Annotated in this window: 18 protein-coding genes; 9 read left to right on the forward strand and 9 right to left on the reverse strand. The window is 41.9% G+C overall.

Going from position 1 to position 20,100, the window contains the following annotated elements; genetic code table 11:
* Positions 1–47 precede the first annotated feature (47 nt).
* From D8S85_RS02470 to D8S85_RS02480, 3 genes are all read right to left on the reverse strand, one after another.
* On the reverse strand, positions 48–467 hold the full coding sequence (locus D8S85_RS02470) for a MarR family winged helix-turn-helix transcriptional regulator (protein ID WP_106624648.1): 420 nt from the start codon (positions 465–467) through the stop codon (positions 48–50).
* Between the two features lie 103 nt (positions 468–570).
* Complete coding sequence (locus D8S85_RS02475) at positions 571–900, reverse strand: DUF1904 family protein (RefSeq protein WP_106624649.1); 330 nt, start codon at positions 898–900, stop codon at positions 571–573.
* A gap of 104 nt (positions 901–1,004) precedes the next feature.
* The gene (locus tag D8S85_RS02480; RefSeq protein WP_106624650.1) at positions 1,005–2,024 is read right to left on the reverse strand and encodes a DHH family phosphoesterase; all 1,020 of its coding nucleotides are present in this window, start codon (positions 2,022–2,024) and stop codon (positions 1,005–1,007) included.
* 324 nt (positions 2,025–2,348) lie between these two features.
* Here D8S85_RS02480 and D8S85_RS02485 point away from each other — a divergent pair, with 324 nt between their 5' ends.
* From D8S85_RS02485 to D8S85_RS02495, 3 genes are all read left to right on the forward strand, one after another.
* Positions 2,349–3,422 (forward strand): fimbrial protein, encoded by a 1,074-nt coding sequence (locus D8S85_RS02485; protein ID WP_106624651.1) that lies wholly within the window; start codon positions 2,349–2,351, stop codon positions 3,420–3,422.
* Between the two features lie 132 nt (positions 3,423–3,554).
* Complete coding sequence (locus D8S85_RS02490) at positions 3,555–4,391, forward strand: FimB/Mfa2 family fimbrial subunit (RefSeq protein ID WP_127074762.1); 837 nt, start codon at positions 3,555–3,557, stop codon at positions 4,389–4,391.
* A gap of 18 nt (positions 4,392–4,409) precedes the next feature.
* On the forward strand, positions 4,410–6,653 hold the full coding sequence (locus D8S85_RS02495; protein ID WP_240648802.1) for a hypothetical protein: 2,244 nt from the start codon (positions 4,410–4,412) through the stop codon (positions 6,651–6,653).
* A 419-nt stretch (positions 6,654–7,072) separates the two neighbouring features.
* On the opposite strand, the gene guaA is transcribed toward D8S85_RS02495, so the two are convergent.
* Positions 7,073–8,602, reverse strand: a complete 1,530-nt coding sequence (gene guaA, locus D8S85_RS02500; RefSeq protein ID WP_106624653.1) for a glutamine-hydrolyzing GMP synthase — start codon at positions 8,600–8,602, stop codon at positions 7,073–7,075.
* 249 nt (positions 8,603–8,851) lie between these two features.
* Between guaA and D8S85_RS02505 the strand changes: the two genes are divergently transcribed.
* Positions 8,852–10,198, forward strand: a complete 1,347-nt coding sequence (locus tag D8S85_RS02505) for a sodium-dependent transporter (protein ID WP_106624654.1) — start codon at positions 8,852–8,854, stop codon at positions 10,196–10,198.
* Between the two features lie 55 nt (positions 10,199–10,253).
* Here the strand turns inward: D8S85_RS02505 and thiE are convergent, their stop codons facing one another.
* The 4 genes from thiE to D8S85_RS02525 all read right to left on the reverse strand — a co-directional run bounded on the left by thiE (position 10,254) and on the right by D8S85_RS02525 (position 14,008).
* Complete coding sequence (gene thiE, locus D8S85_RS02510; RefSeq protein ID WP_106624655.1) at positions 10,254–10,871, reverse strand: thiamine phosphate synthase; 618 nt, start codon at positions 10,869–10,871, stop codon at positions 10,254–10,256.
* Positions 10,872–10,878: 7 nt separating this feature from the next.
* Positions 10,879–11,673, reverse strand: a complete 795-nt coding sequence (thiM, locus tag D8S85_RS02515) for a hydroxyethylthiazole kinase (protein ID WP_106624656.1) — start codon at positions 11,671–11,673, stop codon at positions 10,879–10,881.
* Positions 11,674–11,779: 106 nt separating this feature from the next.
* Complete coding sequence (locus D8S85_RS02520) at positions 11,780–12,964, reverse strand: carboxypeptidase-like regulatory domain-containing protein (RefSeq protein WP_127074763.1); 1,185 nt, start codon at positions 12,962–12,964, stop codon at positions 11,780–11,782.
* A 150-nt stretch (positions 12,965–13,114) separates the two neighbouring features.
* Complete coding sequence (locus tag D8S85_RS02525; RefSeq protein WP_106624658.1) at positions 13,115–14,008, reverse strand: Fic family protein; 894 nt, start codon at positions 14,006–14,008, stop codon at positions 13,115–13,117.
* 228 nt (positions 14,009–14,236) lie between these two features.
* On the opposite strand from D8S85_RS02525, the gene D8S85_RS02530 reads away from it, so the two are divergent.
* A complete protein-coding gene (locus D8S85_RS02530; protein ID WP_106624659.1) occupies positions 14,237–14,887 on the forward strand; it encodes a hypothetical protein in 651 nt (216 codons plus the stop codon).
* A gap of 105 nt (positions 14,888–14,992) precedes the next feature.
* On the forward strand, positions 14,993–15,256 hold the full coding sequence (locus tag D8S85_RS02535; protein WP_240648806.1) for a hypothetical protein: 264 nt from the start codon (positions 14,993–14,995) through the stop codon (positions 15,254–15,256).
* 7 nt (positions 15,257–15,263) lie between these two features.
* Here the strand turns inward: D8S85_RS02535 and D8S85_RS02540 are convergent, their stop codons facing one another.
* Positions 15,264–16,544, reverse strand: coding sequence for a DUF2851 family protein (locus D8S85_RS02540; RefSeq protein WP_106624661.1), 1,281 nt, complete (start codon positions 16,542–16,544; stop codon positions 15,264–15,266).
* A 196-nt stretch (positions 16,545–16,740) separates the two neighbouring features.
* On the opposite strand from D8S85_RS02540, the gene D8S85_RS02545 reads away from it, so the two are divergent.
* The 3 genes from D8S85_RS02545 (at position 16,741) to D8S85_RS02555 (ending at position 20,096) form a co-directional block, all read left to right on the forward strand.
* Complete coding sequence (locus tag D8S85_RS02545; RefSeq protein WP_106624662.1) at positions 16,741–17,628, forward strand: coiled-coil domain-containing protein; 888 nt, start codon at positions 16,741–16,743, stop codon at positions 17,626–17,628.
* Between the two features lie 80 nt (positions 17,629–17,708).
* Complete coding sequence (locus tag D8S85_RS02550; protein ID WP_106624663.1) at positions 17,709–19,379, forward strand: formate--tetrahydrofolate ligase; 1,671 nt, start codon at positions 17,709–17,711, stop codon at positions 19,377–19,379.
* A 60-nt stretch (positions 19,380–19,439) separates the two neighbouring features.
* Entirely contained in the window at positions 19,440–20,096 is a 657-nt protein-coding gene (locus tag D8S85_RS02555) for a carbohydrate-binding family 9-like protein (protein ID WP_106624664.1), read from the forward strand.
* Positions 20,097–20,100: the final 4 nt, after the last annotated feature.

Genomic DNA, 20,100 nt, shown 5'->3' on the forward strand with positions numbered 1-20,100 from the left:
CAAATTTCAATTTGTAATCTGTTAACTTGTTAGTTGCCACAGACAATTTATTGTAAATTCAGTTTTTTCAATACCCATATCGCGGACTTCAACTCCTGCGAAGACAAGGTGAAACTTATATCCGTATGTACCTGATCCACGATCTGCCTTAACTCCCGACGAGACTCTACCCCTTTTTCCGTCAGGACCACGAAATTACTCCGTTTGTCCTCCTTATCCATCTTTCGTTGTACATACCCTCTTTTCTGTAAGGTATTCAATAGTTTCGTGACATTATACTTATCCTTTTGAAGACGTTTGGAAATATTTTGCTGGTTCACATGATCCTGTTCCCACAATACTTCCAGAAGTTCGTACTGCTCCCGGCTAAGATCATACCCGGCATTTTGGAAACTTCGATTCAAAACTTTCGTGTAACCTCTTTCGGCCTTGCTCAAAAGAGCTACTAATTCACTTACTTCCGTCATGGTCGTTGCATTTTATACTATGCACAAACTTAATTATTTTTATTGAAAAAAACGGTAATATCTGCTAAAATATTACCGTTTTTTTATTTCTATCTTGTCATCTTTACTTTATCACCTCTCCATTCTCGTAGTAACAATCCTTTTCCAAGAAAGAAAAATAGGCATCACTTTCCGGGTATCCGATCTCTTTCAGACACTCGAAGATAATCTTTGCCACCATATTTTGCTGTTCCAACGAACGTTTAAAATACTCTACCTTCACGAAAGGATAAGCTGATGACTGATTTTCTCCCGTGACAAAAGAGGAATTCACCACCTCCAGCACAACCGTCTCTCTCGGACATCCCAGGGTGCGAACGATTTCCGAAATCAATCGCTCCCCAACCAAGTCCAATCTACTTTTTTCTACTGCATGAAACCTTAAAAATGGCATAACAAATTAATTTAGATGCAGAATTGAAAATAATTTTCTTTCCTACAAGGTTATACATCAAATATATCTTTTCCCGGTTCTCGTAAAGCAATCATTATCCGTTTTCAATTTTCCATTTTCAATTGCTTAAAGAACCATTCTGCCGTCTCCCTCACCTTCTTCACCACGTCATCTAACGGCAATGGCATTTGTCCTCCGGCAGCATTTAAATGTCCTCCTCCATTGAAGAACTCTTTCGCCCACAAATTCACGGGGATATTCCCTTTGGACCGAAACGACAGTTTCACTTTGTCCTTACGCTCGGTAATTTGTACGGAAACCAGTACATTTTCTATAGACAACGGAATATTCACCAGTCCCTCCAGATCCCCGTCTTTATAATTGTACAATTCCAACTCCTGAAAAGTAATCGGAATCGTTGCTACTGGAAAATGCTCATCCACGGTCAATTTATTCAACAGGCAATTCCCCGTCAAGCGTAACCGGGAAAGCGTATTCCGCTGATAAAGCTGTTCGTGTACATAATCCTTATTCAGTCCTAAGGCTAGTAAATCGGCAATCACCCGATAAGTCTCCGGATGAGATGAATTGTGACTTAACCCACCCGTATCCGTTGAAATTCCGGTATAAATAGCATTCGCTATATCCGTGTCTATGATCTCTTTACCCCACACCTTGGCGATCACGTTATAAAGCAATTCGCACGTGGAAGAAACACTTGTATCTGAAATCTGGTATGTCACCTTATCCGGATCCGGATGGTGATCGATCATAATCACCTCTCCCTCAAATTCCTTCACGAAAGGTTCCAAATCTCCCTCGCGAGCCACGGTATTGTGATCCAGCATAAATAATATATCCGCTTTATGTAACCACTGTTTACACTCTTTCGGACGATTCTGAAAAGATATAGCATCCGGGATACGTTTCAACCATTTTAAATAATCCGGAATATAATCGCATGTCATCAACTGTGCCTGTATCCCCACCCGATCCAACACCTGCCACAAGGCGGAACATGATCCGGCTGCATCTCCATCCGGCGATATATGAGGTATAATCACGACCTTTAAGTTCCTGTTGGCAAGCTTCTCTTTTATTTTCTCTATGATTGTTTCGTACATTTGCATGACCTTTTTCTATTCTTTTCCAAGTATGAATTCTCGCAAAAGTAGAAAAAAACTGCTTTCCTGATATGAAATATGAAATTTAAATGCACGTAAACCTAAAATAATTGCTGTTTTGTCCTTCGCTTTTAAAACATCTATTTAACACTTGTTACATAATTCTTCTATAGGGATAATCCTAAAATTTAGGACATCACATTGTTTGTATAAAGTAATGATCATATTAAAAATAATACTACAAAGAGGGGAAAATGATTCATTATCATGTAACCTAAAGGCTACTCCACCGTATCTATTATAGATTTGTAAAATTAGAATATTATGAAAATAAACAATTACAACAGAAAAAGAGACTTATTTGCAATATGTACCAGTCTCGTACTCTCCATTTTTTTGACTATATCCTGTAACAAAGACGAGGAAAGCACCCCTAAAACAGAGGCAAATGCTTCCTTGACAATCTCATTAAAAGGAGAATACGGAAAAGGACGGGCAACTATAGGTCAAGGAGATGACGAAACCCTCAAAGAAGCCGAAAATAAAATATACAAGGCTACAGTATTCGTGTTCAATACAAATGGCGTTTTAGATAAGAAAGCAGACATCACATCTCCAGACAAAAGTGTGAAAATCGAGAATTTAACAGCCGGGAAAAAGAATGTGGTTGTCGTAGCCAATGTACCGGAAAGCATCAATTTTCCAGAATCCATTAATTACAATTGGTTTAACAAAAGCGAGAACATTATCGACCTAGAGACACAATATACAATCGATAAAGGGCTTTTCATGAGCGGACAGGCATCCGTAGAATTAGTCGCCAATCAAACCAAAGAGACGACAATACCGATCAGTCGACTCGTTGCCAAAGTGAAATTAGGCAAGGTAACCATCGAACCGGAAGCAGGACATGACATTAGCGAGTTCAACCTAGAAAAAGTACTTATCATGAATGCCAGAGGATCTGCACTCATGGGACTTCCGGCAACGAATTACACATTGAATTATCTATACGGGGCAATGCCGGTAAATGGTAACATCGAAAAGTCTTATCTATCCGAAACAATTAGTGCAGCAGACTACACGGGGCGTTATTTCTACGTATTACCTAGCGACAATGATGACGGTCATACCACACTCATCACGTTAGCGGCAACCTACAAAGGAATACCTACCTACTTCCCATTTCGCATCAATAACAAAACAGCGGAATCCGAGGGTGAAACTACTGATGGGAAATTTATAGAACGTAACCATATCTACACAATTAATATAACAATCAAGCGTTTAGGTAACGGTAGTGTTGATCCGACTGAACCTGGTGATCCTGCAGCACTTGTTGTAACGGTAGAGCCACAAGATTGGGAAACAGAGATCATTCAAAATGTAGAGTGGTAAATTATAAACCTTTTCCATTAGCCCACCGTGAAAAATATACAACATCAAACACATCAGTTATGGCAAATACTACCCTTGCTCGGCTTCCTCTTGAACGGTTGTATTTTTAAAGGAGACGATTGTTCACCCAAAATGAAGGACAGATACATCATTTTACAAATAGTGGACAAAGCTACAGGAAAGGACATCACGGAAACAGGGGAAGCTGGTAACGCACAACTTTACCTATTTTCACCGGAAGGAGAATATGCCGGGCAATTCTTGGCAAGTAGTGAGCAAATCAAAAATCACACGCCCATCTTATTGCCCACCGGAAAACTCGATAAATACCATGTCACCGCTTGGGCAAACATGGGAACAAGCCAGCATTTTCTCCTTCCATCCGAAAATAGCCAGATTGAAGAACAAGCCGTTTTCCTGATTAAGGGAGAGAACGAATATCAACAAAACCCGGATAATCTGTTTTTCGGGAGTACGAACCTTTCCGCGATAGAAGAGAGTTCTCCCGAAAAAATAACACTTGTCCGCAAAAATGCACGAATGCACATCACCGTAAGGGGATTAGACACAAATACACCGGAAGACGACTACTATCTGACCATACAAATCCCGAATAACGGTTATAATTTCTCAGGCAAACCGTCAGATGGTGTTACCACCTTTCGAGAAACAGGAAAGTTCGAGGACAACGGGGACTTTTCCACTCGGGAAACGTTCAACCTAATTCACACGGATGAAGAAAACACCGCCTCAATCAGCGGGGTGACAGTTTGCCTCTACGAAAAATCTTCCGGACGCTCGACAGAACGCCTGCTCGTTGCAACAACACAAGATCGTTACGGACAACCACTTTCCCTCCCCTCGGGACAAACCGTCAATTTACTTATAGATCTTAGAGAGGGAACAAACATCACCGTCTACACGCGAATCACGCCGTGGGACGAAATTTACCAATGGACAATCTGGTAAACATAAAAAGAAAGAGCCATGAATAAGTATAAAAACATACATCACATTAACTTCGGCATGAAGGGACAAATCGTCCACTCTATATTGACAATGATTGGGTTACTGCCGTTCTACTTCTTTTTTGTTGCCTGTTCCGATGAAATACAAAATGAATTGACAACAGAGAATCTGCGCGACAACGAAGCTTTGGTACACCTAACCGTAAACTTACCGTCATCATCCGTTCCCCGAAATACCACAAGAGCAATCAACCAGACTGATAACATCGAAAATCGAATAGAAGAAATCATCATACTCGTGTTCGAAGAAGAAAACGAACAATACATTTATCGTTACATGGCAACAGGAAAGCGAATTCAAGCTACCAACAACACGACACAATTCCAAGCAAAACTCACCGGTACCACAAAGTCGATCAAGTTAATGCTGGCAGGTAATTACGGTGACGCCTTTGCAGAATACGCTCCCTCCCCCGGTAACAGCGAGGATGAAGTCAAAGCAAATATGGGAACTACTTTTACTGGTATTCTGGAAAACCTGCCCATGTACGGTGAAATCACCATAAAGGAAGGATTACACACGAATGAAGACAATAATTTCAATGTCAAGATGTTGCGTTCCGTGGCAAGAATCGATATCGAAAAGTCTCTTAATGCAATTTCACGTCCTTTCGTGATTGAAAGTGTACGTGTTTATCGTCCGAATAACAAATTACAAATAGCACCTCAAGAAGCCATTGACGAAGTAAATCCAATCGTTACGAAACCGTCGATTTTCACCCATGCACAAAAATCAACCACCCCCATAAACGTGGAAATAAAAGAAGACGACCCCACTTCCATCACGGGCATTTACGTGTCGGAAGCCAACAGCGAATCCGATCCGGAAGCACAATTGACGGAAGCCACCTGTATCGTTGTCGGTGGCTATTATGACGGACAAACAAAACCTACATACTATCGAATTGACTTCAATCCGGGGTATGCAGAACATCCGTTCGGACAAATATTAAGAAACCACAAATATATTTTTCGCATCAAACAAGTGAACGGTTCCGGCTGGAGCGAACCGGACCTAGCCGCGACCCATAAAGCCACGGGTATCACGGCCGAAATTGAAGCTTGGGAAGATTTCACAACAACCATGTTTTTCGAGGGAGACAACTATTTTGGGGTGTCCTCACGAAATGTATCGCTCGGCTACCTGAGCGGGAAAACAAAAAGCATTGATATCCAAACAAGTGTACCTTTTACCATACAATGGTTAGACCTCGCCGGCTCCCCCATAGGGAATATAATAATAGGAAACGATAGTATTTTACCGAATAACGAAAATTTTTCAGTTCAAATCCAACAAGATACCGGGGAAAACATCTCGCATTTAGTGTTCACCACCACGAAAGACAACCGCACGGACCAAAACGTAACTTCTAAATTACGGATAACTGCAAGTCGCTGGATATTAGACATCACCGTAACGCAGGAAAATCCAAGCAAATACAGTAACCGTGTCGTTCGAGTCTTTTCTGTCAGGAGTGTTGGCTCATTGGGAGCAAATCCACCTTCCAACACAAGTGGGTTAGCGTTACGACGAATATTGGATAATCCTACAAATTTTTCACCCGAGGGTACCGTAATCATTGGAGGATTTGCGTTCTCTGAAGGCAGTACTAGCGATTTACAACAAACCAGTACAAGCAACAAGGAAACATATAACAGTATCAAACAAACATTGAACGCGCAAGATGTCATCTACCTGAGTTACAACACGCCCATTTCGGAAGAACTAGCACAAGTCATACTTGCATGGCTTGAAGGAAGTCCCAATCGGGTATTAATCGTGGGAACAGATACTCAGGCAACCAATTTGGCACTATTAAAACACTTGACACAAGACGGAACATGGACATTCAACAATACTAACAACGGTTTTAAATGCGCCCCGCAAACGGAAGATAACAAACGCTTTTTTTCCTCCCCTTTTGGCATCGTGACAAAAGATGCTTCCATCCAACGCGTTGACGGAATCTTTGGTCTATGCTCCGATTATCCCAAAGATGTAACCCCTCTTGCCGTAAGCAATACGGATAGCAAGGCACAAGTGCTGGGAATAAATCTAAAAAAACGCATCATATATCATGGAGATGCCAATCTCAATCAAAATGGGCCATTATCTTCAAACGGTACAATCACAACAGACTTCGATCGTTTGACCGCCAACATGTGGGCATGGATCGTGGAACAAGTATGTGAGACGGAATAATTTTAAAGTTTTACGAATATCAAAAAACAACGACTGGTAATCAGAAAAGTACTGATTCTTTCCATGATATAATGAAAACTAGGGGAAATCCTACTGAAAAGCTATGGAAATAATCCCACTTAATCGTTGCTCAACCGTTGTACACACGTTGCTCAGCCGTCCCAGAACGGCTGAGCTTCGAGTAAACTTCGAATAAGCGCCGGGTAAGTGGGATTATTTGGGTGTATTTACTACTTTATTTGGGTAAGATTTGAGTAATATCACGGGAGTAAATTTCTTAGTTTTACAATGATGTGTCAAAACTCCATGTTTAAACTCCCTCCCGGCTTTGCTCTATATAGGGAATTGTTTTTCTTTAAATAAAAAGAGCGTCCGACTCCAAAACTGTCGAACGCTCTCTTTTATTTTAAATCCCGCTACTATTCCCACTCAATCGTGGCTGGCGGTTTTGAGCTGATGTCATAAACAACGCGGTTAATTCCTCGGACATTATTAATGATCTTGTTAGACACTTTTGCCAGGAATTCATAAGGCAAGTGACACCAATCGGCTGTCATCCCATCCGTTGACTCCACGGCACGCAGGGCAACCACGCTTTCATACGTACGCTCGTCACCCATCACGCCGACACTCTTGATAGGAAGTAAGATGGTTCCGGCTTGCCATACTTTATCGTACAAACCCTCTTCCTGCAACATGGTAATATAGATGTGATCCGCTTCCTGCAACAACCTCACTTTCTCCTTCGTGATCTCGCCCAAAATACGGATGGCCAAACCCGGTCCGGGGAAAGGATGGCGTTTCAAGAACTTATCTGCCAATCCGAGACTCTTACCCACACGGCGAACTTCATCCTTGAATAACAGACGTAAAGGCTCCACGACTTTCAGTTTCATGTAATCGGGCAAACCTCCCACGTTATGATGTGACTTGATGGTCTGTGACGGCCCGTTCACTGACGATGATTCAATCACGTCAGGATAAATCGTACCTTGTCCCAACCATTTTGCATCTTTCACTTTACGCGACTCTTCGTCGAATACATCCACGAATGTAGCTCCGATAATCTTACGTTTCTTCTCCGGATCTTCGATACCTGCCAGACGGGAAAGGAAAAGATCACCTGCATCCACTCCGATGACGTTCAACCCGAGTTCCTTGTAATTCTCAAGTACATCCGAGAACTCGTTTTTCCGCAACAAACCATTGTCCACGAAAATACAAGTCAAATTCTTACCGATAGCCCGGTGTAATAACATGGCGGCAACGGTAGAGTCTACTCCCCCCGATAAACCAAGAATTACCCGGTCTTCGCCGATTTTTTCTTTCAATTCGGCAACCGTAGTCTCGATAAAAGAATCCGGTGTCCAGTCTTGTTTACAACCGCAGATATCTACCACGAAATTCTTCAGCAAGGCAGTTCCTTCCGTGCTGTGGTACACCTCCGGGTGGAATTGAATACCGAAAGTTTCTTCTCCCTCGATGCGATAAGCTGCATTCTCCACGTCAGACGTGCTGGCAACCACCGTGTAATGCGAAGGCAATACCTCGATCGTGTCACCGTGAGACATCCACACCTGTGAATGTTGGCTGATATTTTTAAACAACGGGCAGGAATTATCAACAAACGATAAATTCGCCCGACCGTACTCTCTCTTGTTTGAAGCTTTGACTTCCCCCCCGAAATAATGGGCCAAATACTGAGCCCCGTAGCACACTCCCAGTAACGGCAATTTTCCTTTTATAGAAGACAAATCCGGTTGTGGAGCCTTCTCGTCGCGCACGGAAAAAGGACTTCCCGAAAGGATCACACCTTTCACGGAAGCGTCAAGTGCAGGATAATGATTGAAAGGGTAAATCTCGCAATAGACATTCAGTTCCCGCACGCGTCTCGCTATCAACTGCGTGTACTGTGAACCGAAATCCAGTATTAGAATTTTTTCTTGCATGTGAATCGCTTATTTATTTTCGGACAAATATACGTTTTTTTCGCTGGAACTTTAAAAAAAGTTACAACGAAAAAGTTACAGGTTACAAGTTAACAAGTTACAAGTTATCAATATGCTTATAACATACTGATATGCAGCATCAAAAATGACGTTATTTCGTAACCTTAAATCCCCAGAAACCGTAATTCACTTGCAGTTTACAATTTTAACCTGTAACTTGTAACCTGCAAACTTGTAACTTTTATTCTTATGCACAACACGAGAGATAGTTTTGGTTCTAAATTCGGGGCAATAGCTGCGCTGGCAGGTTCTGCAGTCGGCTTGGGAAATATTTGGAAATTCCCCTACGAGGCGGGGTGTAACGGCGGAGGTGCATTTCTTCTGGTGTACATATTTTTCACAGTAGCCATAGGATTACCGGTAATGCTTTCGGAATTTGCCTTAGGACGCTATTCCGGAAGAAATGCTTTCGGAACCTTCGATCGTTTGGAACCTAAAACAGCCTGGCGTTATTTTGGGGTACTGGTTCTTCTTGCGGCCACGATGATTCTCTCTTTTTACGGGACAGTTGCCGGTTGGACGTTGGAATATGTCTTTAAATCTTTCACTTTCTCCTTTCATGCCGGTACCGACGTTGACTTGAATACCATGTATTCAGACTTTATCACGAATTCCTATAAACCCGTGTTTTGGCAAATCGTGTTCATGACTCTTACCGGGTTTATCGTGCTGGCAGGAGTAAAAAAAGGTATCGAACGATACACCAAACTCATGATGCCCCTCCTTTTCGTGCTTATCGTGATACTCGGAATCCGGGCATGTACGCTGGACGGGGCCATGGAAGGGATAAAATTTCTTTTCTTACCCAAGTTTTCAGAACTTACTTCGCGGGGGGTACTTTCTGCTCTGGGACAAGCCTTTTTCTCCTTGTCAATCGGCATGGGTGTTCTCTTGACTTATGCCTCTTACATCAAAAAGGGTGAAAACCTGACTTCTATATCTTTGCAAGTGATTTGTGCGGACACGTTGATCGCCGTGTTGGCAGGAGTTGCCATATTTCCTGCCGTGTTCGCTTTCAACATCGCACCGGATTCCGGACCGGGCCTCGTGTTTCTCACACTACCGCAGGTATTTCAAAGTATGGCTTTCGGACAACTATGGGCAATTCTTTTCTTTCTCCTGCTAACCATGGCCGCCCTCACCTCCTCTATTTCCCTTTTGGAGGTAATTGTTGCCTTTTTCGTGGAAGAAAAGCACGTAAGTCGCTGTAAAGCAACCATCATATCCACGACAGTAGTCATAATCTTCGGGATTTTATGTACCCTTTCTTTTGGACCGTTAAAAGAAGTCCATATCGGCAATTTGTCGATTTTCGGAATATTTGATTACATTAGTTCCAACATACTGTTACCCGTGGGTGGAATTCTGATTTCCATTTACGTGGGATGGAGATTCGACCGCCGTTTACTGGAAGCGGAATTAACCAATAATGGAGAATTGAAACTATGGTTACTGAAACCGTTGATATTCGTCCTAAAATATGTTGCACCCCTGTTTATTCTCGTGATACTATTACACTCGCTAGGACTATTTTAATCATCCTTTTCGATACCCCTCATACAAAACCATGAGTAAGCTATCGTGAAATAAACTAGTGCAACTTATTACTTTTTTCCAGTAATTCCCATGCTGCACGTTCCGGATCATCGGCAGAGATAATCGCCGAAACTACCGCCACGCTGTCCGCTCCGGCTTGAAATATCGACGCCACGTTATCGGGATGAATTCCTCCGATGGCAACTAACGGATGGCGTGAAACGGACTTAATCCAGCGCAAACCGTCTAATCCCCATTCCACGATGGTATTTGTTTTCGTCGCAGTTGAAAACACCGGGCTTGCTGCCACATAATCCAAATCATAGTCATTAGCCTCCAGCACTTGTTCCGGAGACTCCACGGATAAGCCGATGATCTTCCCTTCCGGTAGTAACCGTTTCACCATTTCATAGGGCATATCGCTTTGTCCCACGTGTACTCCATCAGCATCAGACGCCAACGCAACGTCCACACGGTCATTAATAATCAAAGGAACCCCGTAAGGAGCCAACACTTCTTTTAACCGGATTGCCCGTTCAACAAATTCTCGGGTTGACGACTCTTTCTCCCGTAATTGCACCATGCCAACCCCGCCTTTTACGGCAGCCTCGACCGTACGGTACAAATCCTTCCCGAACAATAACCTTTCATCCGTAACTAAATAGATTCGCATAGTCCTCTTATTCTGAAACTCGTATCATTCCCATGAATTGTTCTTGACTCAAGTTATACATCACATCATATAGATGAAGTTGTAATGTTCCAGGGCCTTGAGACATTCCCACGGCGATCTCACCACATACCCCCATGAAAGCGGTAGCACTAACGGCAGCCATAAAAGGATTTTTTACAACCGCAGCAAACGCACCTAAAATAGCCGAAGCCGTACACCCCAAACCGGTCACTTTTTCCATCATCGGTGAACCGTTATACAGGTATACTACCCGTTCATTTTCTACTACTAAATCCGTCTCCCCGCTAACACAAACAATACACCCGACACGCTGGCTTAACGCTTTGGCTGCATCAAGGCTATTTAAAGAAGATTCAGAACTATCCACACCCTTGGATTGTGTTGATAATCCTGCCATAGTCATAATCTCAGAAGCATTTCCCCGTATAAAAGTCGGGGTTCCGGCTGCCAGTATATCTCGCAACGTTTGATCGCGAAAACTTGTAGCTCCGGCTCCAACGGGATCAAGTATCACGGGATGTCCCACTTCGTTTGCCCGTCGGATAGCCGCTTTCATGGATTCCACGGTAAAACGATCCAACGTACCAATGTTTATTACCGTGGCACGACATAAAGCTACCATCTCATCAATTTCTTCCAAGGCGTGTGCCATAATCGGTGATGCCCCCGCGGCGAGCAATGCATTTGCCGTGTTATTCATCACAACGGCATTCGTTATGTTATGCACCAGCGGAGATTCTGCCTTCACCCGCTGGATATTTTCCCAAATTTGATTCAACATGATAATTGAAAATGAGAGTTTAAAGTTTAGAGTTAAATCAAGTGCGTTGATGAGTGCAACTGGAACTTAAAATCTAAAATTTAAAATTATTAAATTTAAAATTAATTTATTCTTCTTCTTCCAGATAAATCGTATAACGATCCCAGAAATTGTGATCGGTGGGTACTTCCTCGTAGTACACTCTTCCGGCAATCGGGGTGGTCTTGTTCACACTGACCTTGGTGGTCTGGTACTGCATCTCTCCCTTAATCCGGTCTGCTCCATCCTTGTAAGTGTAAACGATACTTACGCCACTGAGAAAATAGTATGAACTGACACGTTTATAGTTTGTTGTGATTGTGGCCATCACCTCGTGACGGGGACTATCTCCGGCAAGCAGTAAATTACGTCCCAAGAGGTTAAACGCAGAAGAAGTTACACGCATCACGTTCTTAATGATCGCGAAACTCTTTAATTCTACGTATAATTCCCCGCTGAATTTCGTTACATTTGCCGTACCGGAATTTGACAAGGAAGGTTTCAAGCATTCATAAGTAACAATCTGCACGGAATCGCCTTCATACATAAATTTTCCTTTACTTCTCAACTTGAAGTCACGGAAGTTTTGCAAATCCAGGATATTACGGGTATTACGAACAATGTCTGCCGTAATTATGTCATCAAAATAGATCAAGCCGTCAACTGCAGAACCACTTTCTCCACTCCGGCGAACTTGCGAAAAATTGTAATTCAAAGCTTTAAATGTTTGCTCTACATTTGAACGCTTATACCCTTCATTATCATAAATATTCACAATCGCTTCCTTAAATTTCTTCTCCCCGTCGTTTACCTCGACACCATATTCGAAATATCCCTCGTAATTATAGGGACGGGGAATATAATTCCTCCCGATATTCTTCACCACGTTCTCCAACAGTTTCTTCAACACTAATGATTCGGCCGTCACATCCACCTCTCCGATCCCGTAAGTAACCGGTTTCAAAAGAATTTGTATCTCCCCTTTATCTCTTGCCTCGTACACCTTCATCTCTGTCGACGCGTATCCCACAGCGGAGACTCTCATCATGTGAACCGCCAATTTCTCCGAAACAACCAGTTCAAACAAACCATCCATATCCGAAGCCGCCCCTGCCGCAGTTCCAATAATTCCAATATTCGCAAAAGCAATAGGTTGTCGCGTTGTTTCGTCCAGTACAACACCTTTTACTCGAATTCTTCCGTCATTTTGCGCTTGTATGGTCGAAAATACACCCAAAAACAAAATAATTAATGATAGTATTTTTTTGTTCATAGCATTTCTATTATTCAAAATTAATTTTCCTATGCAAAGATATAAAAAAGTTGCAGGTTACAAGTTTACCCGTCGCAAGTTATTAAAAACAACTCCTCTCGATTAAATGTATTCAAGCTGTAACTTGCCAACCTATAACCACGGAATAATTTACTCCGTGTATTTGATTCTAAACCTAGTTAAGATCTCTTTATAATTATCTTGTGCCGTAAGACAAGTATCAAGCAAATAATTCCTGACTCGATTCCATTCCTGTAACCCGCGATAATAAAACATTTTCAACTCATCCGTGATAATAAATGGGACAAAACCATTCGCCAGGCACTCTTTGAAGATGATTAATCGCCCCACACGTCCATTACCATCTTGAAACGGATGAATGGATTCGAATCTTTGATGTAAGTCAATAATATCCTCAAAGGTCTTTGACTTTTTCATATTGTATTCAGTCAATAACTTTTTTATTTCCCGATGTACGAACTCCGGAGGAGTTGTCAAAATACCACCAACTTCATTTGGCAAACGCTTGTAACTACCAACAGCAAACCAATCTTTACGATGATCAGAAGTTCCAGATTTCAAGATATAATGCAACTCTTTAATAAGCTCTTCTGTGAGCCGCTCTTCCGCTCGGTCAATAATCAGATCAATGCAGCGAAAATGGTTAGTTGTCTCGATAATATCATCCACGTTCACACTTTCATCTGTTATCCCGATCGTGTTCGTTTCAAAAATATAACGCGTTTGGTCATGAGTTAAACGACTTCCTTCGATATGATTGGAATTATACGTGAGATCTATTTGCGTACGGTGATAAATTCCCCCTTTTAACTTCATTTCTTTTTGTTCACGTAACACTGCAAGCAATGGCATAACCTTTATTTTGGAACGCTTATGCGTGGGCAATCCCGCATCTTCAGGTATATTCCAAGTTTTACCCGTTAAAAATGCTCCCTCGATCTTCCCATTCGCACAATAGTTGCGCACAGTACGTTCCGAAATATCATATTTTCTGGCAAATTCATTCACTGAAATGTATTTCATACTGTGGATTTATCGGCAAGTTTTACATTTAGATTTTAAACAAAGGTAGCCATTTTTGCCGATATCGGCAAGAAAATAGTTTATGTTTTATACAAAATAAATAGACATATAAAAATTGAAACCACAGAGTAATAAGCGATGCTTATTACTCTGTGTATTTGATTTCCACAAATTTTTTACTACTTTTGTCACACAACAATAGAAAAGTTCCATTAAAACATTTCAAATATGAGAAAAGGAGTAATTTATATATCAGGCATCTTAATATTCACTTTCCTCTTTTCTTCTTGTGTTTCTAAAAAGAAATACGAGGAATTAGCCAGAGCAAAAAGAAGTATTGACCGGGAAGTTGAAACTTTGGTGAATGACAAAAAATCATTAGAATCCGAAATACAGAAACTTAAAGATGATTTCAATGCTGTTCGCTACCAGTTGACGGTTAACAATGCCGCCAAGGACAAACAAATTGATGATCTATACACCCAGCTACGTGCTTTACAAAACAAGGAATCAGCCTTGAAATCAGAATTAAAAGACGTGGCAGAACAGGTGAAATCCAAAGTACAAAGTAGTGAAGGACAACTAGCCGAATTACAACTTCAACTTAAAAGGACAACCGAGGAACGGGATCAAATTCGGAAACAGTTGACCGACTATAAAACCAACGCCGATTGGGACAACCGCAAATTGAGCAATGAGGTGGAACATATTAAAACAAATCTCAAATTCAAAGACAGCGAGATTGCCCGTTTGGAAAAAGAGATTGCCGGGGTAAAGAAACAGTTAGCAGATACCAAAATCCAGTTAACCAAGAAAAAACAAGAGGTTGAAAAACTAACAAACCAAGTAAATCTTCTGAAAAAAGAACTTAGCAGGTAATCCAAAATGATCTATATCGTTATCAGTATAATAGGGCTGCTAGTAATAGTTGCCCTTTTTACATACTCTTCAAAATCAAAAACGAAAGTTGAAGAGCCTCCTGTTGTGGCTCCTCCGGTCGACTGTTGTGGGGCCCATGCCATCTGTGAGAAAGGACTGAAAAAAATAGATGAAAAGATCGAGTATTTCGATGATGAAGAACTCGATCAATACAAAGGTATTCCCTCCGACAGTTTCGATGATCAACAAATCGATCAGTTCCGGGAAATCCTTTACACGATCCGTCCCGAAGAGTTGTCTGACTGGTTTATCAGTTTGGAAAAACGAGGGATCGAACTGCCGGATGTTCTCAAACAGGAACTCAATTAGAGGCAAATCAATCTCTCCCTACCCGACGGAATATTTCCGCTCCTATTTTACAATGTAAACAACGATGCGTATCGCAATATTCCCGTTTCACCTGTAACAAGGCTTGGGATTGCAAGGCAGAATTCACTTTTACCCCGTAACGAGTCCATGCCTCTGAAACATGATTACGTTCCGCCTTCAACTCTTCCAGCCATTGTAACGCTTTATCACAATACCGTTCTTCCCCCCGTTCTTTCCCGTAAACAAACAGGAATGGAATCAAGGCATTAATGATAATCACATTTTTCATGCTATCCCCCAGTTTCTTCACCTGTTTCATGGAAACTATGCCCGGTTTATAATGAGTATCCCAATAAGAAGAAGCAGTTACATCCAATAATCCGTAAATTTCCGATATATTTGAAGCATCCAGTACGCTGGAAAGCAAGAAATTGAAACGCATCATCAAAGAAGCCAGCAAGGCCAGGCGAACCGTGGGAAAAGCGGTCGGACGAATCCGCATGAATTTCCATTGAGAAGCATTCATGGCTTTCAATTGAAATTTGGCAGCCTGGTACTCGTATTCCTCCCGTAAACCAAGGGCATACTCGTCCGTTTCCGGTACGTCAGCCAACAATCCGGCATATCCTAAAAGCAAAGCTTCTACCCGGAAAAGTGATTCACTGCTACGAATCACTTTCTTGTAAGATAAGTTTTGGGCTAATTGGGCGAAAACATCGGCATTTACGTTCCCCGACCAATAACGTACCAACATCCGGTAGAAACATTCCTCCCAATCATTTTTAGTCTCCAGTAACATCACTTGAATATCTTTACATTTACGTTCCAAACGTTCTACCGCATACCCTGTGAATAACATTTCCATGCGGGTTGAATCGATCTGTTTCAAGTGTCGATGGCAACGGGGTTCAACGGGTACTCCCTGCATGAAAACATACTCATCCCACAACCGATTGTCATAGAGCAAGGTGATCGCATCAATTTCTCGACCGCAAGAATCGTACACTTCCACGTCGGCTTCACCTACCACGGAGAGAATAACATTATTATAAGCCGAATTCTTTTCGTGAGCATGGCGAAACCAATCACTTCCTTTCTGATGAATCTCCACGTTCCCCACTTGCACGACATCATCAATGCGCACTTTAGCATTAAAGAAATCCGGTCCGGCATCTCGATTCTGAAAACCGACATTCAAAACTTCCACTTTTTTCCCCTTGGTTGAAACACATACCGTACTCGTGAAAAGCGAATTCGCCCATACATACTGCAAAAACTCTTCTGTCATAAAATTCACTTGTTAATTGATCAGAGCATTTTAGACTTTAAAAACGCCGTTTACAATATTACGCTCTTTTTCACGAAAAAGCAAGTGCTAAATTTTTTTAAATTCTAATCCTTTCTCTTTTCTATCATGTTTTATCTTTATATTTGTTGAAAAGAATAACCAAACTTTGATTGTAACAATAAAACTGGAAACGAATATGGGAAACGAAAATTTAATTAAAAACAAGAAAGATAAGACGTTAATGATAATTATCGGGGTGTTGTCTGCAGTTTTAATTATACTTTTTGTATTTTTTCTTGTAGAGAAAAAAGAAAATAGAGAAAATATGATTGCCATTACGGCCGAAAAGGAAGAATTGCAACAAGAATTGACGGATCTGAGCCATCATTACGATAATCTGAAAACAGACAATGACACGCTAAACGCCAAACTCGTACACGAGCAGGAAAAGATTGCCACGCTGATGAATAAAATGAAGAAATTCCGGAACGATTCTTACGCCGAAATTAATCGTTACAAACGTGAAATCGGAACGTTGAAAACCGTTTTAAGAAGTTACGTGGTACAAATCGACTCGCTGAATCAACTGAATCAAAAACTACTTGCCGAGAACAAAGAGGTGAAAAAACAGATGAACTGGGTGCGCGAGCGTAACAAAACATTGGAAAAGAAAACAGAAAAAATGGAAGAGACACTGGAAAAAGCCAACACGTTGGCCGTTGAAAACTTCCACGTCTATCCCATCAACAAACGAGACAAGGAAACTACATTAAAAAAATGTTTTCAATTGAAAGCCGACTTCACCATTTCCCGTAATATCACGACAAAACGAGGACCGAGAATGATTTACCTGAGGATAACCCGGCCGGATGGAGAAGTTCTGGCTGCTTCCAGCAAATCATTCTTTAAATTCCAGAATGCATCCTTAACCTATTCCGCCAAAAGAGAGATCACGTACGAGGGAGAAAAGTTGGATGTTGCCATCTATTGGCCGAATGACGGTAGCTTGACGAAAGGAGAATATGTTGCCGATCTATTCTCGGATAATCAACAAATCGGTTCTCTCAAATTTATTTTAAAATAAAAAGAAACAAATTGCAGGAAAATCAGTAAACCTAATTAGCATGTAACTTCTAACCTGTAATTGCAATTAAAAATAATAACATGAAAACAGATATTGAAATCGCGAACTCGATAGAGATAAAACCGATCTACGAGATTGCAGATAAATTAGGTATTGATAGGGACTTACTGGAGCCTTACGGAAAATATAAAGCAAAATTACCGTTAAGCCTAATCGATAAATCAAAGATAGACGGTAAAAAACTAGTGCTTGTGTCTGCTATATCCCCAACCCCCGCAGGTGAAGGTAAAACAACTATTTCTATCGGTCTTACCGAAGGATTAAACCGGATAGGAAAACAGGCAACTGTTGTACTCCGCGAGCCTTCACTCGGTCCGGTATTCGGAATCAAAGGTGGTGCTACCGGTGGGGGTTATTCGCAAGTCGTTCCAATGGAAGATATTAACCTGCACTTCACAGGCGATTTCGGTGCCATCGAAAAAGCCCACAATCTGCTAGCAGCCCTCATTGACAATAATATTCAGAACAAAACACATTCACTGAACATCGATCCTCGCACGGTAACCTGGAAACGAGTCATGGACATGAACGATCGTTCCTTGCGCCACATTATCGTGGGATTGGGTGGTACCTCTGCCGGAATACCGCGGGAAACGGGATTTGACATCACCGCAGCCTCCGAGGTAATGGCTATTCTTTGCTTGTCGGATGATTTTGAGGATCTGAAGAATAGACTGGGTAATATCTTTATCGGCTACACGTTCGACAAAAAACCGATTTATGCACGGGATCTACATGCACACGGCGCTATGGCTGCTTTATTGAAGGATGCTATCAAACCGAACCTGGTGCAGACCCTGGAAGGTAATCCGGCCATCATACATGGTGGTCCGTTCGCGAATATCGCCCAAGGAACCAACTCAATCATTGCAACCCGCATGGGATTAACCCTCTCCGACTACGTGGTAACAGAGGCCGGATTCGGTTTTGACCTCGGTGCGGAGAAATTCTTCGATATCAAGTGTGTAAAAGCCGGATTAAAACCCAATGCCGTCGTTATGGTGGCAACTGTTCGGGCATTGAAATACCACGGAGGGGCCAAGTTGGATCAATTAAAAGAACCGAATCTGGAAGCGTTGCGGAAAGGTGTTGGCAACTTGGAAAAGCAGGTCGAAAACATGAAAAAATTCAACATCTGCCCTGTGGTAGCTATCAATAAATTCGTTACGGATACAGACGAAGAGATTGCATTCCTTGCCGATAAATGTAAAGAACTTGACGTACCCATGGAGGTAGCCGAAGTATGGGCAAAAGGCGGTGAAGGTGCGGAAAACCTAGCTCGTTTGGTTTCCAAGGTAGCAGAACAATGTACTTGTAGTATGAAGCCATTGTACGACTGGGAATGGAGCGTTGAAAAGAAAATTGAGACTGTTGCCAAAGAGTTATACGGGGCTGCTGCCATCGACTACACGGCAGAGGCAAAATCTGACTTGAAGAAAGTGATGGACTTGGGCTTGGATAAACTCCCGGTTTGTATAGCCAAGACACAGAAATCATTGTCGGATAACCCGAAATTACTTGGTCGCCCAAAAGATTTCGTGGTAACGGTTCGGCAGATTGAGATTGCATCCGGAGCCGGATTCATCATCCCGATCACGGGTAGCATCATGAGAATGCCCGGTTTACCGGATATCCCTGCTGCCGAGAAAATTGACATAGATAACAACGGTAAAATCACCGGATTGTTCTAAATAAATTAACTGACGTGTCAAGATTATGCTTCTTGACACGTCTCATTTTCGTTCTGAGCCATGGATACCATTGATATTGTCAAGTTTCCCCCGTACGCGAGTAACGAAACATTACAAGCGTTAAGCTACCACCTGGACCGGGAGTGTAATCGTATCACCTTAAAGGAAATAAACTGGCCGGACCGTTATCCTTATCGCCCGGCCACCTACTTCCGAATGGCTTATAATGAACAATATATTTTCCTGAAATTTGACGTGTACGAAAATGAATTCCGGGCCACGGAAATCAGGGATTGCGGGCACGTGTGGGAAGATTCCTGCGTGGAACTTTTCCTTCAATTGCAAGACGGGGACGGATATTACAATATTGAAATCAATGCCATCGGTACGATTTTATGTGCTTACGGAACGGGGCGGAAAACGCGCAGTCTCATGCCGACAGAAATAAGTACCACCATTCTCAGGGATTCTACCATAAAATTTAACAACGAGAATCAAAATGAAGCTTTTTATCAATGGTCGCTGATTATCAAATTTCCCCATTCGGCTTTTTTCAAACACAACTTTACCCCCACTTCCGGAAGTACGATCAAGGGAAACATCCATAAATGTGGGAACAAACTGCCCCATCCCCACTTTGTTACTTGGCACCCGATTTTAACGGAGAAACCGGATTTTCACCGACCGGAATTCTTCGGAACATTCATTTTTAAATAACCAA

Origin of the sequence: Butyricimonas faecalis, from assembly GCF_003991565.1 — a bacterium.
Classification (GTDB): Bacteria; Bacteroidota; Bacteroidia; order Bacteroidales; family Marinifilaceae; genus Butyricimonas; species Butyricimonas faecalis.

What these genes read in the sequence shown, in the direction of transcription:
- D8S85_RS02475 (WP_106624649.1), bottom strand. Translation starts at nt 900, where the DNA reads ATGCCATTTTTAAGGTTTCATGCAGTAGAAAAAAGTAGATTGGACTTG.
- thiM (WP_106624656.1), bottom strand. Translation starts at nt 11,673, where the DNA reads ATGTTGAATCAAATTTGGGAAAATATCCAGCGGGTGAAGGCAGAATCT.
- D8S85_RS02490 (WP_127074762.1), top strand. Translation starts at nt 3,555, where the DNA reads ATGAAGGACAGATACATCATTTTACAAATAGTGGACAAAGCTACAGGA.
- D8S85_RS02530 (WP_106624659.1), top strand. Translation starts at nt 14,237, where the DNA reads ATGAGAAAAGGAGTAATTTATATATCAGGCATCTTAATATTCACTTTC.
- D8S85_RS02540 (WP_106624661.1), bottom strand. Translation starts at nt 16,544, where the DNA reads ATGACAGAAGAGTTTTTGCAGTATGTATGGGCGAATTCGCTTTTCACG.
- thiE (WP_106624655.1), bottom strand. Translation starts at nt 10,871, where the DNA reads ATGCGAATCTATTTAGTTACGGATGAAAGGTTATTGTTCGGGAAGGAT.
- D8S85_RS02505 (WP_106624654.1), top strand. Translation starts at nt 8,852, where the DNA reads ATGCACAACACGAGAGATAGTTTTGGTTCTAAATTCGGGGCAATAGCT.
- D8S85_RS02555 (WP_106624664.1), top strand. Translation starts at nt 19,440, where the DNA reads ATGGATACCATTGATATTGTCAAGTTTCCCCCGTACGCGAGTAACGAA.
- D8S85_RS02520 (WP_127074763.1), bottom strand. Translation starts at nt 12,964, where the DNA reads ATGAACAAAAAAATACTATCATTAATTATTTTGTTTTTGGGTGTATTT.
- D8S85_RS02470 (WP_106624648.1), bottom strand. Translation starts at nt 467, where the DNA reads ATGACGGAAGTAAGTGAATTAGTAGCTCTTTTGAGCAAGGCCGAAAGA.
- D8S85_RS02485 (WP_106624651.1), top strand. Translation starts at nt 2,349, where the DNA reads ATGAAAATAAACAATTACAACAGAAAAAGAGACTTATTTGCAATATGT.
- D8S85_RS02550 (WP_106624663.1), top strand. Translation starts at nt 17,709, where the DNA reads ATGAAAACAGATATTGAAATCGCGAACTCGATAGAGATAAAACCGATC.
- D8S85_RS02545 (WP_106624662.1), top strand. Translation starts at nt 16,741, where the DNA reads ATGGGAAACGAAAATTTAATTAAAAACAAGAAAGATAAGACGTTAATG.
- D8S85_RS02480 (WP_106624650.1), bottom strand. Translation starts at nt 2,024, where the DNA reads ATGTACGAAACAATCATAGAGAAAATAAAAGAGAAGCTTGCCAACAGG.
- D8S85_RS02525 (WP_106624658.1), bottom strand. Translation starts at nt 14,008, where the DNA reads ATGAAATACATTTCAGTGAATGAATTTGCCAGAAAATATGATATTTCG.
- guaA (WP_106624653.1), bottom strand. Translation starts at nt 8,602, where the DNA reads ATGCAAGAAAAAATTCTAATACTGGATTTCGGTTCACAGTACACGCAG.
- D8S85_RS02495 (WP_240648802.1), top strand. Translation starts at nt 4,410, where the DNA reads ATGAATAAGTATAAAAACATACATCACATTAACTTCGGCATGAAGGGA.